We start from the raw sequence: 14,811 nt of genomic DNA, 5'->3' as shown, positions 1-14,811 counted from the left end.
CTTTGTGATCAGTAGGTCTCCAGATGCAGCCGACCCTCGCGCTTGAGGGTCTGGCCCAGGATCTCCCAGGACAAGCCCGCCTGCTGGGCCACATCGCGCAAGGCCAGCAACACGCCCTCCTCCATGCTCTTGAGCCCGCAGACATAGATGCAGGTGTCGGGGCTGCGCAGCAGTTCGGCCAGGTCGACGGCACGCTCACGCATCAGGTCCTGCACGTAGCGCTTCGGGGCGCCAGGCGTGCGCGAGAAGGCCAGGTTGACGTCGATGAAGTCCTAGGGCAGCTTCATCAGCGGGCCGAAGTAGGGCAACTCCTCCTTCGTGCGCGCGCCGAAGAAGAGCATGAGCTTGCCACCCTCGAACTTGCCGCTGGCGCGTAGACGGCGGCGCCACTCGGTCATTGCGCGCATCGGCGCGCTGCCCGTGCCGGTGCAGATCATCACGATGTTCGAGCGCGGATGGTTGGGCATCAGGAAGCTGGTGCCGAAGGGCCCGATCACCTGCACGGTATCGCCGACCTTCAGGTCGCACAGGTAGTTCGACGCCACACCGCACACCGGCCGGCCCTGGTGGTCGGCCGTCACCCGCTTGACCGTGATCGACACGTTGTTGTAGCCGGGCCGCTCGCCGTTGCGGGGGCTCGCAATGGAGTACTGGCGCGCGGCGAAACCGTGGGCCTGCTCGGCCGCAACGGCATGGGCCAATCCACCCTGATCCGCAGCCTGCTGGGCCACGTGCGCCAGCGCGAGGGGCGCATCGTCGTGCGCGGGCGCGACCTCTCGCGCGGCCAGCCTCACGAGGTGGCCCGGCTGGGGATCGCCTATGTGCCCGAAGGACGCGGCATCTTTCCCAATCTCACGGTGAAAGAAAACCTGGTGATGGCCGCAAGAGCCGGCCTGCAGGGCCAGCGCGACTGGAGCCTCGAGCGCATCTTGACCACCTTCCCGCGGCTGGCCGAGCGCCTGGATCATCTGGGCTCCCAGCTCTCCGGCGGGGAACAGCAGATGCTGTCCATCGGCCGCGCACTGATGACCAACCCCGATGCCATCATCCTCGACGAGGCCACCGAAGGCCTGGCCCCGCTGATCGTCGCCGAAATCTGGCGCGTGATCGGTGAAATCCGCGCCTGCGGGCTGGCCACCCTGGTGGTGGACCGCAACTATCGCACCGTGATGGCCCACTCCGATCGCCTAGTGGTGCTGGAAAAAGGCCGCGTGGTGCTCTGCGGTCCGAGCGCTGAGCTGCAGCAACGCCCGGCCGAACTGGGGCGCTACCTGGGAGTGTAAGGTCGCCCTTTGTCGAGCAAATCCATATGCCACGCTGACGCAGCACGCGCCGGGTGGTCTGCAGGGTGCTCCACAACACCAGAAGAACAAACGGGTCAGATGCCTGAGCATCTGACCCGCTGCTTTGAACGTAAGTTTTGGCGCGGCTGGCAGGATTCGAACCCACGACCCCTTGGTTCGTAGCCAAGTACTCTATCCAACTGAGCTACAGCCGCGAAGAACGAAACTATAACACGTTTTTTGCGTTTGTCATCACTCGATGCGTGCCGCGCGCCGATAGCAGGTGCGCGCCCGTTCGAGGTCCTCGTCCTGCTCGGCCATCTCGGCCAGATGGCGCCAAGCGCTGCGCCGCTGCGGTGCCGGCAGCGCGGGGTCGTCGGCGCAGCGCTCGAGCTGCTGGCGTGCCTTGCCCCAAAGCTGCAACTGGGCCAGTGCGCAGCCCAACGCATAGGCGAGCTCGGGGCGCGTGGGATGGGCGTGTGTCGCGGCCTCCAGGCGAGGCAGCCAGTCGGTGCCCAGGCCTTCGAGCGAGCGCACGAAGGCCTCGGCCAGCGCCTGCCACTCCTCGGCGCTACGGCCCTGCGGCGCGTCCCAGAACGGCTGGAGCATCGCCCGCGCCTGGGCCGAACGTCCGTGGCCGGCCATGGCCGTGGCGGCACGCGCCGCCACGAAGGCATCGCGGCGGTCGGTGGCGTCGAGCAGTTCCCACACCCGCTGGAGCTGGTCGGCATCGCGTGCGGTGTCCAGAGCCTCCATCGCCAGCGAACGCAGCAGGCCCTGCGCCGCCACCTGCGAGAAGCCCTGGTGCTTGGCCAGCAACCGGGCCGTGCGCAGGGCATCGAGCGGCTGGCGCGCCAGGCGTGCGGCCTGCAGCTTCAGGCGCAAGGCCTGGGTGCGCCGCGCCAGGCCCGGCGGCAGCTCGGCCAGCAGCTCCAGGGCCCGCTCGGCGTCACGATCTTCCAGCGCCCATTCCGCGGCCATCAGGCGCACGCCCTCGTCGGCGGCCCGGCCGTTGCCGCCGGCCGCCGGCGTGGCCAGGGCCTGCCTCAGCAGTTCGTCGCGGCCCGCTCGGTCCTGCAGGCGGTGCAGGCTGCCCGCGGCGAGCAGCCGCGCGAGCGTGATGAACTCGGCATCGGAGCGCAGCTCGGGCGTGGCGCCCTGAATGGTCAGGGCGCGCTGCGCCGCCTTGTGGGCGCGGCTGTAGCGGGCGCCGAAGTACAGCGCCAGGGCCTCGCGCAAGGCCTGCTGGGCGTAGTGGTCGCGTCGCGCGATGCGCCACTCGCGCGCGCGGCGCGGCAGGCCGATCAAGGTGTGCAGGGTCTGCAAGGCGAGGTACAAGCCTGCGCACAGCAGCAACAGCAGCAGCACGAAGAAGTTGAAGGACAGGTCCAGCCGCCACGGGGCCCAGTAGAGCGTGACGACGGCATCGTTGCGCCCGAATACGCCCGCGGCCACCACCGCGAGCACGAAGAGCAGGAGGATCCAGATGACGTTGCGCATGGCCGGGCGTTTTCCGCTCAGCGTGTGGCCAGCACGGCCTGCAAGGCCGCGAGCGTCTCGTCGGGACGCGGCAACTGGCTCGCTCGGGCCTGCGCCTGCACCTGGCGCAGCGTGTCGGCCACCTGCATAACCCGACGCGAGCGCGGATCGAAATAGCGCTCGAGTGCCTGCTGGGCCTGCCGCATGTCGGCCTGCACCGTCTCGAACTGCCGGCTCAGCAGGGCCAGACGGGCGTTGAGCAGCCGCAGCTTGAGGTTCTCGCGCAGGAAGAAGGCCTGTTCGGGCGCGATCAGCATGGCCTCGGGCTGGTCGATGCGGGTCACGCGCACGAGGGAGCGCAGCTCGATCCACACTCGGGCTGCGAGGTCACGTCCGCGGGCCGACCAGTCCTCGGCGGCCTGGCTGGCCGACGGTGCGGACTGCGACGCCCGTGCGGCCACCCCCGTGCCGGGGCTGGACAGCAAGGGCAGTTCGTCGGCCAGACGCGCGGCCTCGTCGAGCCGCCCCACCAGCGAAGGCACATCGGCCACGGCCACGGCGCGGGCGCGCTCCACATCCTGGACGATGGCACGGCGCACGCGCTCCAGCCGCGGCTGGTTCAAGCGCTGGAGACGTTCGTCGGCGCTGCGCAAGGCCGCCAGCAGGGGCTCGGCGCTGCCGGTGATGGCCGAGTGCTGCACGGCCACGCGCAGGGCGGCTTCGATCTCCACGAGCACGTTCTCGTCCCGCGAGCGCGACAGGGCCTGCAGCAGTTCGTCGAGCTGGTCGCGCTGCAGCGCCACCTCGGCCAGGCGCGCCTCCAGCACGGAGGCCTTGGCCAGCGCCTCGCGCGCGGCGTCTTGCGCCTGCCGGGCCAGGGCCCGGGCTTCCGTGGCAAGGTCCTGGCTGTCCTGCTGGCGGCGCACGAGTTCGCGCTCCAGGCCCTGGACCTGCTGCTGCGCCTGGTAGGCCAGCGTGAGGCCCACGACGGCCAGCAACAGCAAGCCGACCACAGCGACCCACCACAGGGAACGGCTGGCCGCCTGCGGTGCGGACGGGCCGCTGGCCGCAGCAACCTGCGCAGCGGGCGCAGCCGCGCGCTCTGACGAGGGTTCGGGGGAGGTCGGCGAGGGGGTGGGAGAAGTGGTGTCGCTCACGGTGAAGGCCATTGTATCGAGCACCTATGGTGCATCGCGCCTGCACGCCCAGGCCGCGGCCACGGCGTCGGGGGCCGGGTGCGAGGCCAGCACCCTGCGCAAGCCCAGGGCCCGGGCGCGCTGGCCGATGCGAGGATGGGTGACGATGGCCGTCTGCTGCGCCCAGTCGGGCCGCAGCCCCTGGGCCTGTGCCAGGCTCACCAGATGGTCGATGGACTGGGAGCTGCTGAAAAGCCACACCGCCTCGCCGGGCGTCTCCAGCACCTCGTGCAGCAGCGTCGTGTCGGCTGGGTCCAGCACCGGCAGGCCACGCCGGTAGGCGCCGAGGAAGTCGACCGCCGCGCCGGCTTCGGTCAGGCGCTCGGCCAGCCAGGGCCGCCCGCCCTCACCGCGCACGATGAGCACGCGACGCCCCGCCCAGGGCTCGCCGCGCAGCACGGCCCACAGCGCTTCGGAGTCGAGCTGCTCGGCATCGTCGGCCGGCCGCAAACGCAGCGCCTCGGGCACGCCGGCGCGCGCCAGCGCGGCATCGGTGCCCGGGCCGGGCGTGGCCACCCGCACACCGTCCGGCCAGCGCGCCCCGACGGGGGCCTGGGCAAAAAACTGCTCAACAGCGCTGGGACTGACGAAGACGACCAGATCGCGGCCAGGCAGCTCGGCCCAGGCCCGGGACACTGCACGCGCGTCGGCCGGCGCAGCGATCGCGATCAGCGGCAGGGCCCTTGCCGGCACGCCCAGCGCCTGCAGCCGCTCGACCCACTGACCGGCCTGCGCCGCCGGGCGGGTGACGAGCAGCCAAGGGGGGGGCGCCACCATCCTCAGGCACCCGAGGCCAGGCGGGCCAGCACGGCCTCGGCCCCGAGCTCGCGCAAGCGCCCGGCCGCCTGCACACCCAATCGCGTGGCCGCCTCGGTGTCGGCGACCGCTGCGGCGCAGCGCACCTGCAGCAGGCCCACCGGCTCGGCGTCCGGGTCGCCCAGGGCAGCGTGCAGCACGAGCTCCCCGCCCTGCCACACCGCATGGGCGGCCAGCGGCACGCTGCAACTGCCGCCCAAGGCGCGCGAGACGGCACGCTCGGCATGCACCGCCAGCCAGGTGGGACGGTGCACGAGCGTGGCCAGCGCGTCGCGCAGTTCGTGCTGATCGGCCCGGATCTCCAGGCCCAGGGCGCCCTGCCCCGCCGCCGGCAGCATCTCCTCGGGCTCGAAGACCGTACGGATACGCCCGGACAAGCCCAGGCGCTTCAGACCGGCTGCGGCCAGCACGATGGCGTCGTACTGCCCCTCGTCGAGCTTGCGCAGCCGGGTGTCGAGATTGCCGCGCAAGGGCTCGATGCGCAGGTCGGGCCGGCGCGCACGCAACTGCACCAGGCGGCGCAGGCTGGAGGTGCCCACCACCGCCCCCGCCGGCAGGCTGGCCAGGTCGGCATGCCGCGGCGAGACGAAGGCATCACGCGGGTCCTCGCGCTCGAGCACGGCAGCCAGCACGAAGCCTTCGGGCAGCTCCATCGGAACGTCCTTGAGCGAGTGCACGGCCAGGTGGGCGCGACCTTCTTCGAGCGCCACTTCCAGCTCTTTCACGAACAGGCCCTTGCCACCCACCTTGGACAGGGTGCGGTCGAGGATCTGGTCGCCGCGCGTGGTCATGCCCAGCAACCCGACGCGATGGCCGAAACGCTGTTCGAGCAGGGCCTGCACATGCCGCGCCTGCCACAGGGCCAGGCGGCTTTCGCGGGTGGCGATGACCCAGCGGGCGTTCACCGAAACGGGGCCGGAGGAGGAAGAGTCGGACGTGATCATGACCGCATGCTACCCGAGGGGCCGGACGGCTCCGGACGGTGCGATGCCCGCCCGGGGCCGCGACGGTGCTACCATCCCAGGCTTGTAATTTTGTTACCACCGCCAGCCGCTCCGAGGTACCCATGCCCGCCGCCCGCACCGCACCCGCCCGGCCCCGCGCGAAGCGCATCGAGGCCGATGCCGCCGAGAAGAACCGTCCGCTGGTCGAGGACATCCGGCTGCTGGGTCGCATCCTGGGCGATGTGATTCGCGAGCAGGAAGGGCGTGAGGCCTTCGAGCTGATCGAGCGGATTCGTCAGCTCTCGGTGGCCTACCGGCTCAAGCGCGATGCCCAGGCCGGCCGTGCGTTGGACCGGCTGCTGAAGAACCTGAGCAGCGACCAGACGGTGTCGGTGATCCGCGCGTTCAGCTACTTCTCGCATCTGGCCAACATCGCCGAGGACCGCCATCACGTGCGCCGGCGCGAGCACCACGAGCGCCAGGGCCATGTGCAGGAAGGCTCGCTCGCCTACAGCTTCGAGCGCCTGGCCGAAGGCGGCGTGCGCGCCGACGACATCGCGCGCACGCTGCAGCGCGCCTACATCTCCCCGGTGCTCACGGCCCACCCCACCGAGGTGCAGCGCAAGTCCATCCTGGACGCCGAGCGCGCCATCGCCGAGCTGATCCACCAGCGCGACGAGCTGCACACCCAGCGCGAGCTGGAGGACAACGAGGCCCAGATCCGCGCGCGCGTGACGCAGCTGTGGCAAACGCGCATGCTGCGCTACACCAAGCTCACGGTGGCCAACGAGATCGAGAACGCGCTGAGCTATTACCACACCACATTCCTGCGGCAGATCCCGCGCCTGTACCGCAGCCTGGAGCGTGCCCTGCCCGGGTTCGACATCGCGCCCTTCTTCCGCATGGGCAACTGGATCGGCGGTGACCGCGACGGCAATCCCAACGTCACCGCCGCGACGCTGGAGTTCGCGCTGCGCCAGCAGGCCGAGACGGCCCTGCGCTACTACCTCACCGAGGTGCATGCGCTGGGGGCCGAGCTGTCGGTCTCGGCGATGCTGGTGGACGTGACGCCCGCGCTGGCGGCGCTGGCCGAGCGTTCTCCCGACACCAACGAACATCGCCGCGACGAGCCCTACCGGCGCGCGCTGATCGGCATGTATGCACGTCTGGCGGCCACGCTGTCGCACCTCACCGGCACCGAGGCGCTGCGCCACGCGGTGGCGCCGTCCACGCCCTACGCCGACGCCGGCGAGTTCCTGGCCGACCTGCGCATCATCGACGACTCGCTGGCGCACCACCACGGCACGGCCCTGGCCGAGGTGCGCCTGCGCCCGCTGATCCGCGCCGTGCAGGTGTTCGGCTTTCACCTGGCCACGGTGGACCTGCGGCAGAGCTCGGACAAGCACGAGGCCGTGGTGGCCGAACTGCTGGCGTGCGCGCGGGTGGAGTCGGGCTATGCGCACCTTCACGAGATCCACAAGATCGAACTGCTCGTCCAGCAGTTGCGCGACCCGCGGCCGCTGCGCGTGCGCGGGGCCACCTACAGCGAGCACACCGAATCCGAGCTGGCCATCTTCGAGACGGCCCGGGTGATGCGCGAGCGCTTCGGCCCCGAGGCGATCCGGCACTACATCATCAGCCACACCGAGACGGTGAGCGACCTGCTGGAGGTGCTGCTGCTGCAAAAAGAGGCCGGGCTGATGCGCGGCACCCTGGGCGAGGACGCCGTGGCCGACCTGATCGTCGTGCCGCTGTTCGAGACCATCGGCGACCTGCGCCAGGCCGGCCCCATCATGCGCACCTTCTATGCGCTGCCCGGTGTGCTCGACCTGGTCAAGCGCAGCGGCGGCGAGCAAGACATCATGCTCGGCTACAGCGACAGCAACAAGGACGGCGGCTACTTCACCAGCAACTGGGAGCTCTACCGCGCCGAGATCGAGCTGGTGGAGCACTTCAACCGCCTCCAGGCCGAGCATGGCATCACGCTGCGACTCTTCCACGGCCGTGGCGGCACGGTGGGCCGCGGCGGCGGTCCGAGCTACCAGGCCATCCTGGCTCAGCCCCCGGGCACGGTCAACGGCCAGATCCGCCTGACCGAGCAAGGCGAGGTGATCGCCTCGAAGTACGCCAACCCCGAGATCGGCCTGCGCAACCTCGAGACGCTGGTGGCCGCCACGCTGGAGGCCACGCTGCTGCACCCCACCAAGAGCGCGCCGAAAGCCTTCCTGGAGGCCGCACAGGCCTTGTCGGAGGCCAGCATGAAGGCCTACCGCAAGCTGGTCTATGAGACGCCGGGCTTCACCGACTACTTCTTCGCGGCCACGCCCATCCGCGAAATCGCGGAACTGAACATCGGCTCGCGCCCGGCCTCGCGCAAGGCCACGCGCGCGATCGAGGATCTGCGCGCCATCCCCTGGGGCTTCTCGTGGGGCCAGTGTCGTGTGGCGCTGCCGGGCTGGTATGGCTTCGGCTCGGCCATCGATGCCTACCTGGGCCAGGGCGCGCAGCGCAAGGAGCGGCTCGCCCTGCTGACGCGCATGCACCGCCAGTGGCCCTTCTTCCGCACGCTGCTGTCGAACATGGACATGGTGCTGGCCAAAACCGACCTGGCCGTGGCCTCGCGTTACGTGGAGCTGGTGGAGGACAAACGCCTGGGACGCCGCATCTTCAAGGCCATCGAGGCCGAATGGCAGCGCACGCACGAGGCCCTGTCGCTGATCACCGGTGAGAAGCAGCGCCTGGCCTCCAACCCGGCGCTGGCGCGCTCCATCGAGCACCGCTTCCCTTACCTCGACCCCATCAACCACCTGCAGGTGGAGCTGATGCGCCGCTACCGGCTGCAGAAGGACGCTGGCGAGGTGCACGAGCGCGTGCAACGCGGCATCCACATCTCGATCAACGGGATCGCCGCCGGTCTGCGCAACACGGGCTGAGCCCGTGAGGCTCAGCCGCCTTTGTTGCGCATCCAGTCGGCGGTGTTGAAGAAGGCTTCGCGCAGACGGTGCACCAGGGCCGGGTCGAGCTGCAGTTCCTGCATGGCCTGGTCCATGCAGGCCAGCCACTGGTCGCGCTCCCTGATCCCGATGGGAAACGGCAGGTGACGCGCGCGCAGGCGCGGGTGGCCGAAGCGCTCGACGTAATGCTGCGGCCCGCCCAGCCAGCCGCACAGGAACCAGAACAGCTTGTCGCGCGAGCCCTCCAGCGTCGTGGGGTGCAACGCGCGCAGCTCGGCGTAGGCGGGCTCGAGGTCCATCAGGTCGTAGAAGCGGTCCACCAGGGCACGCACGGCCGCTTCGCCGCCCACCCACTCGTAGGCGGTGTCGGGTTGCGTGGCTGGATCGGTGGGATTCGGGGTCATCGGGTCTCTACTTCACGTATCCCCAGGCCTTCAGGCGGCTGGCGGAGTATTGGGCCGCCTGCCCCTGCGCCCCCAGGCGCAGGAAGGCGTGGTACTGGCGCGCGGCGGCCTCGCGCTCGCCCAGGCCCTCCAGGGCCACGCCGCGCAGGAAGGTCACACCCGGGTCGCCGGGCAGCAGGCGATCGAAGGCCAGCAACTCGGCATGGGCCCTGCCCGGATCGCCTTGCGCCAGGGCCAGCACCCCGGTGAGTTTGCGGGCCTGAGCCTCCTGCGGGTAAAGGGTCTTGGCCGCCTCGGCATAGCGCAGCGCGTCGCGATGGCGGCCCTGGGCCTGCAGGCACTGGGCCATGCGCAAATTGGCCGCGTAGTCCTGCGGCGTGAGCGTCAGCGCCCGGGTAAAGGCCGAGGCCGCGTCGTCGTAGGACTTGCGCGCCATCGCCGTCTCGCCGCGCTGGCAGGCCTCGATGGTGGGCTTCAGGCGTCGCAGCGAGGCCGTCTGGTCCATGTAGCGCTCACGCTGCACCGGCCGCGAGGCGCTGGCGCCATAGCGCTCCTGCGCGAGGCGGCGCGCGGTGTCGCGCCGTTCGGTGCTCATCGGATGGGAGGCGAACATGGTCTGCAACAAGCTGGGGCGGGCCTTTTCCTGGTCCACCAGGATCTGGTGCAGTGCCGTCATGCCGCCGGCCGGGTAGCCGGCGCGCACCATGTACTCCTGGCCCAGGGCGTCGGCCTCGCGCTCGTTGTCGCGGGAATAGCCGGCCAATAAAGCGCTGGCGCCGATCTGGCTGCCCAGGCCCACGAGAGCGCCCCATTGCGAATTGGAGGCGGCGACGTTGAGGCCCGCCACCACTGATTGCGCGATCAGGGCCTGGCCCTGGCGCTGCGCGGCGTGGCGGGCGTTCACATGCCCCATCTCGTGCCCCAGCAGCGCGGCCAGTTGGGCCTCGTCGTCCATCTCGACGAGGATGCCGCGCGTCACGCCCATGGCCCCGGCCGGGAAGGTGTAGGCATTGACATGGTTGGCATTGAGCACGCGGTATGAATAGGGCATCTGAGGCCGATGGGTGTGGGTCTGCAGGCTGCGGCCCACCGACACCACGTAGTCGTTGACGGCGGCATCCTGCACCGGCCCGAGGTCCTGCGAGAACTGGTGGGGCGAGACCTGGGCATCGACCTGGCGTTCCTGGGCCTCGCTCATGCCCACCACGATGGACTTGCCGGTGACGGGCGAGGTGGCGCAGCCCTGCAGCCAGGGGGCCGCCACGACCCCCGTGCTCGCGCCCAGGAGCCACAAGGCATCACGGCGACTCAGGCGGTTGCGGGCCAGGCGCTGGGCAAGGGCGTGGGCATTCATGGGCGTCCTTTCGGGTGTCGAAGGGACACCCATTGTAGAAAGCCGCCCCTGCGCGTGCCCCGCGCTGGGTTTCAGGATGCGACCGGGGCAGGCGCGGCCGCTTCGATGCGAGCGGCCAGTGCGGCAATCGCCTGGGCCGCGGCGCTGCCAGGCAGGCTTTCGAACAGCAGCTGCCGACGCTGCAAGGCCTCGCGCACCGCAGCGTCACTGGGGATGTCGCCGGCCAGCATGAGTTTCACCGGCTCGCCCTGGGGCGTGGTGACGAATCGATCGACGACCTGCTGCAGTTGATGCGTCACGACCTTGCCATCGCCCGGCTTGCCCACCTGGTTGACCGCCACATGCAGCACGCGACGACGCTGCTGGGTGGCCAGCACCTTGATGGTGGCGTAGGCATCGGTGAGCGAGGTGGGCTCGGGCGTGGCCACCACCAGCACGTCGTCGGCCAGGGAAATGGCGTAGAGCACAACGTCGGAGATGCCCGCACCGGTGTCCAGCAGCACGTAGTCGTAGCGCGGGATGAGCGTGGCCACCACGCGCTGGAGCTGCTCGCGCACCTCGGGTGTGAGGCGCGAGTACTCCACCAGCCCCGAGCCGGCCAGCAGCACCGAGAAGCCGCCCGGCGCCTTGAGCACGGCCTCGTCCAAGGTGGCCTTGCCGGTGAAGACGTCGTGCAGAGTGATCTTGGGGTACAGGTTGAGCACCACGTCGAGGTTGGCCAGCCCGAGGTCGGCGTCGAGCACGAGCACACGGTGGCCGCGACGGGCCAGCGCCGCCGCCACGTTGGCCGAGACAAAGGTTTTGCCCACGCCGCCCTTGCCGCTGGTGACGGCCAGCACCCAGGCGCGCCGGGCGCCAGGCAGGGGAAGCGACAGGCTGGAGGCTGGGGTGTTCATGGGCTTATTCAAGGCTGTCGTCCCAGGCTGTCACGCCGAAGAGCAGGGACTTCTCCTCGTTGCTGACGCTGCTGACCACCGATTGCTCGAGGCAGACGCGGTTACGCCCCTCGGTCTTCGCGCAGTAGAGCTGCAGATCGGCACGTTCGGTCCACAGGGCCGCCGACGAGCGCACCCATTGGGGCGCGAAAGCCCCGCCGATGCTGACGGTGACATGGATGTCCTGCCCTGACGGCAGGCGGATCGCGCGGCCTTCGATCGTGCGGCGGATGCGCTCGGCCACAGCCTCGCCATAGGCCGGGTGGCAATTGGGCAGCACCATCGCGAACTCCTCGCCGCCGAATCGCGCCACCGTGTCCATCGGGCGCACGCACTCGGCCAGGCGTTGGCCGACGGCCTGGATGACCAGGTCTCCGGCCGCATGGCCATGGGTGTCGTTGACGTGCTTGAAGTGGTCGATATCGACCACCAGCAGCAGGGCTGATTCGCCGGTCCGCGCCACGCGATCGATTTCCCGCTCGAGCACCGCCCGGAAGTGGCGGCGGTTGGCCAGACCGGTGAGGGCATCACGCAGCGACAGATCGCACAGGCCGTCGATGATGGCCTGCAGTGCGGTCGTCGCGGGCGCCTCGACCAGCGAGGGCAAGGGGTAACCGGCCTGCTGAAGAAGGCTCAGCGCCTGCTCGAGCTTCAGCTCAGTCAGGCGCACGGCATCGGTCGGGGCGGCGGTTTGCACGGGGTGGTTGGCTTCGGCGCGGCGGTGGCATCCAGTCTAGCAGCGAGCCCTGAGGGCCCGGCCGTGGGAATTGGATGCCGATTCACCCCCATTTCGGCGCCCCAGTGCCGGACTTGAGCTCTACAGCGCCGCCTTGCGCAGCGTTTCCACCACCGGCCGGCGCAGCACCTCGCGCAGGCCCCACCAGCCGGCGGCCCACGCCAGCCCCGCCCCCGCCCCCATGCCCGCCAGCGGCACCCAGGGCGAAGGCCCCCAATGAAACTCGAAGGCATAGCGGGCCAGCGCCCAGCCCACGGCAATGGCCGCCCCTGCGGCCAAGGCACCGGCCAAAGCCCCCACACCCAGCAGCTCGGCGCGCTGCACTCGCGACAGCAGGCGGCTGCCCGCCCCCATCGCGCGCATCACCGCAAACTCGCGCTCACGCGCTTCGCGGGTGGCTGTCACCGCCGCGAACAGCACCACCACCCCGGCAGCCAGCGTGAAGCCAAACAGGAACTCCACCGCGCGGATGACCTGGTCGAGCACTCGCTGCACCTGGGCGATCGAGGCCGAGACATCCACATTGGTGATGTTTGGAAATTCCCGGATCAGCGCGTTGTCGAACCCCGCCTGCGGCGGCGCGCGGAACGCGGCGATGTAGGTCGAGGGCAGCTCGTCCATGCGGCTGCGTGGAAACATCGCGAAGAAGTTGACCCGCATGGAGGCCCAGTCCACCCGGCGCAGGCTGGTGATGCGGGCCTGCACCGGCATGCCGGCGATATCGAAGACCAGGACGTCGCCCAGGCTCAGACCCAGGGTCCGGGCAATACCCTCCTCCAGGCTGATCTCGTCGGCCGCCTCGGGCGTCCAGCGGCCAGCGGCCAGTGCGTTGTGCACCGGCATCGTCGCAGCATGGCTGAGGTTGAATTCGCGGTCGACCAGGCGGCGCGCGCGCTCCTCGGTGTAGGCCTCGGGGTTCACCGGCCGGCCGTTCACGCTGACAAGCCGGCCCCGAATCATCGGGTACCAGTCGAAGTCCTTCACGCCGGCCTGCGTGAGCCGTTCACGGAAGGTTGGCGCCTGCTCGGGCTGGATGTTGATCACGAAGCGGTCGGGCGCATCGGGCGGCGTGGCCTGGCGCCAACTGGCGATCAGGTCGGTGCGCAGCAGCACCAGCAACACCAGGGCCAGCAGGCCCACAGCCAGGGCGGAGACCTGCAGCACCGCAAAGCCCGGGCGGGCGGCCACCTGGCGCGTGGCCAGGCGCAGCCAGCGCGGCACGTGCAGCTCCACGACGGTGCGGCGCAGCACCTGCACCGCCACCCAGCCCGCCAGCGCGAACAGGGCGATCGCAGCGGCAAAGCCTCCAACGGCGATCAGACCCAGGCGCAGGTCGCTGGATGCGGCCACCAGCAAAGCGGCAAAGCCCAGGGTGCCGGCGGCCAGCACCCCCAGGGAGGCCGGCCGCAGTTCGCCCATCTCGCGGCGGATGACACGCACCGCCGGCACCTGGGCCAATTGCAGCACCGGCGGCAGGCCGAAGCCAAACAGCAGGGTCAGGCCCACCCCCAGGCCGAAGACGGCCGGCCAGGCGCCGGGTGCCGGCAAGGTGGTCTCGACCAGGCCGGCCAGCAGGGCCACGAAGACGTGGTGCACGGCATAGCCCACCGACACACCGAGGGCGCTGGCCAGCAAGCCCACGAAGGTGAACTCCAGGGCATAGCTCCAGGCGATGGTGCGCTGCGGCAGGCCCAGTACCCGCAGCATCGCGCAGTCGTCGAGGTGGCGCGAGGCGAAGTCGCGCGCCGCGATGCCCACGGCCACCGCTGCCAGCAGGGCGGCCAGCAGCGCGACCAGGTTCAGGAAACGCTCGGCCCGGTCCAGCGTCTGGCGCATCTCGGGACGGCCGTTGTCCAGCGACTCCAGGCGCACGCCGCGCAGGCCCGCCTCGTCGATATGGGCCTGCGCCCAGGCGAGATAGCGGCCGATCTCGGCGTCGCGCCCCGGCGGTGCGGCCACGGCCAGGCGGTAGGTGACCCGGCTGGCAGGCTGGATCAGGGCGGTGGCGGCCAGGTCGGCCTCGTGAAGCATCACACGCGGCGCAAAAGCCATGAAGCCGGCGCCGCGATCAGGTTCGAGCGTGATCACGCGTTCGATGCGCAAGGCCGCATCGCCCAGCAGCAAGGTGTCGCCCACGGCCAGTTGCAAGGCCTCGAGCAAGGCCGCATCGACCCACACGCTGCCGCGCTCGGGCACGCCCTCGGCCGGGGCGTCGGCTTGGCCGGGCGCCGGGGCCACGCGCAAGCGGCCACGCAGCGGGTAGCCCTCGCTCACCGCCTTCACCGCCACCAGCCGGGTGGCCCCGCCTTGGGCCTGCGGCGCGCGCGCCATGCTAGGAAAGGCCACGGTGCGCGCCTGCAACAAGCCTTGCAAGCGGGCCCGCTCGACGAAGGCCTCGGGCGTGGGCTGGTCACTGGCCACGAGGGCATCACCCCCCAGGAGCTGGGCCGCATCGCGGTTCAGGCCGTTCTTGAGCCGGTCGGCGAAAAAACCCACCGCGGAAAGCGCCGCCACGGCCAGCATCACGGCCACGACCAGCAGTCGCAACTCGCCCGCGCGAAAGTCGCGCAGGGTCTGGCGCACGGCAAGGGGGATGATGTGCTGCAGCATAGGAGATGGCGAGCTTGAGAACGGCAACGATAGCCGAGCCCGGCCCCGGGCACCGCCCTGGGGGTTTTCCGCTACCGCGGTGGGCCCTGGTGGCGTGAAC

Annotated in this window: 11 protein-coding genes, 1 tRNA gene and 1 pseudogene; 2 read left to right on the top strand and 11 right to left on the bottom strand. The window is 70.5% G+C overall.

Annotation, left to right across the window (positions count from 1 at the left end):
* Positions 1-8 precede the first annotated feature (8 nt).
* Positions 9-659: pseudogene (locus AC1ECW_RS14750) on the bottom strand (benzoyl-CoA oxygenase); the annotation flags it as partial.
* On the opposite strand from AC1ECW_RS14750, the gene AC1ECW_RS14745 reads away from it, so the two are divergent.
* Positions 567-1,283, top strand: coding sequence for an ABC transporter ATP-binding protein (locus tag AC1ECW_RS14745; protein ID WP_481202136.1), 717 nt, complete (start codon positions 567-569; stop codon positions 1,281-1,283). The pseudogene AC1ECW_RS14750 and the gene AC1ECW_RS14745 sit on opposite strands and share 93 nt — an antisense overlap.
* A 138-nt stretch (positions 1,284-1,421) precedes the next feature.
* On the opposite strand, the gene AC1ECW_RS14740 is transcribed toward AC1ECW_RS14745, so the two are convergent.
* The 5 genes from AC1ECW_RS14740 to hemC form a co-directional block, all read right to left on the bottom strand.
* A tRNA-Arg gene (locus AC1ECW_RS14740) sits at positions 1,422-1,498 on the bottom strand.
* 37 nt (positions 1,499-1,535) lie between these two features.
* The gene (locus AC1ECW_RS14735) at positions 1,536-2,783 is read right to left on the bottom strand and encodes a heme biosynthesis HemY N-terminal domain-containing protein (RefSeq protein ID WP_481202135.1); all 1,248 of its coding nucleotides are present in this window, start codon (positions 2,781-2,783) and stop codon (positions 1,536-1,538) included.
* A 17-nt stretch (positions 2,784-2,800) separates the two neighbouring features.
* The gene (locus tag AC1ECW_RS14730) at positions 2,801-3,919 is read right to left on the bottom strand and encodes a uroporphyrinogen-III C-methyltransferase (protein WP_481202134.1); all 1,119 of its coding nucleotides are present in this window, start codon (positions 3,917-3,919) and stop codon (positions 2,801-2,803) included.
* Positions 3,920-3,943: 24 nt separating this feature from the next.
* On the bottom strand, positions 3,944-4,735 hold the full coding sequence (locus tag AC1ECW_RS14725; protein ID WP_409702009.1) for a uroporphyrinogen-III synthase: 792 nt from the start codon (positions 4,733-4,735) through the stop codon (positions 3,944-3,946).
* Positions 4,736-4,737: 2 nt separating this feature from the next.
* Complete coding sequence (hemC, locus tag AC1ECW_RS14720; RefSeq protein WP_409702007.1) at positions 4,738-5,718, bottom strand: hydroxymethylbilane synthase; 981 nt, start codon at positions 5,716-5,718, stop codon at positions 4,738-4,740.
* Between the two features lie 122 nt (positions 5,719-5,840).
* Here hemC and ppc point away from each other — a divergent pair, with 122 nt between their 5' ends.
* Positions 5,841-8,651 carry a phosphoenolpyruvate carboxylase gene (gene ppc, locus AC1ECW_RS14715; RefSeq protein ID WP_481202133.1) on the top strand — a complete coding sequence of 937 codons (2,811 nt, stop codon included), beginning with the start codon at positions 5,841-5,843 and terminating at the stop codon, positions 8,649-8,651.
* Between the two features lie 11 nt (positions 8,652-8,662).
* Here the strand turns inward: ppc and AC1ECW_RS14710 are convergent, their stop codons facing one another.
* The 5 genes from AC1ECW_RS14710 to AC1ECW_RS14690 all read right to left on the bottom strand — a co-directional run bounded on the left by AC1ECW_RS14710 (position 8,663) and on the right by AC1ECW_RS14690 (position 14,711).
* Positions 8,663-9,076 carry a group II truncated hemoglobin gene (locus AC1ECW_RS14710; RefSeq protein WP_409702003.1) on the bottom strand — a complete coding sequence of 138 codons (414 nt, stop codon included), beginning with the start codon at positions 9,074-9,076 and terminating at the stop codon, positions 8,663-8,665.
* 7 nt (positions 9,077-9,083) lie between these two features.
* Positions 9,084-10,430: a M48 family metalloprotease gene (locus tag AC1ECW_RS14705; RefSeq protein ID WP_481202132.1), complete on the bottom strand. Its 1,347-nt coding sequence runs from the start codon at positions 10,428-10,430 to the stop codon at positions 9,084-9,086.
* Between the two features lie 71 nt (positions 10,431-10,501).
* Positions 10,502-11,326, bottom strand: a complete 825-nt coding sequence (locus tag AC1ECW_RS14700; protein ID WP_409701999.1) for a MinD/ParA family protein — start codon at positions 11,324-11,326, stop codon at positions 10,502-10,504.
* A gap of 4 nt (positions 11,327-11,330) precedes the next feature.
* Positions 11,331-12,062 (bottom strand): GGDEF domain-containing protein, encoded by a 732-nt coding sequence (locus AC1ECW_RS14695; protein WP_409701997.1) that lies wholly within the window; start codon positions 12,060-12,062, stop codon positions 11,331-11,333.
* Positions 12,063-12,182: 120 nt separating this feature from the next.
* Positions 12,183-14,711 (bottom strand): ABC transporter permease, encoded by a 2,529-nt coding sequence (locus tag AC1ECW_RS14690; RefSeq protein ID WP_481202131.1) that lies wholly within the window; start codon positions 14,709-14,711, stop codon positions 12,183-12,185.
* Positions 14,712-14,811: the final 100 nt, after the last annotated feature.

This window comes from Caldimonas hydrothermalis (genome assembly GCF_056746695.1).
This window is presented reverse-complemented; position numbering and strand designations above follow the sequence as displayed.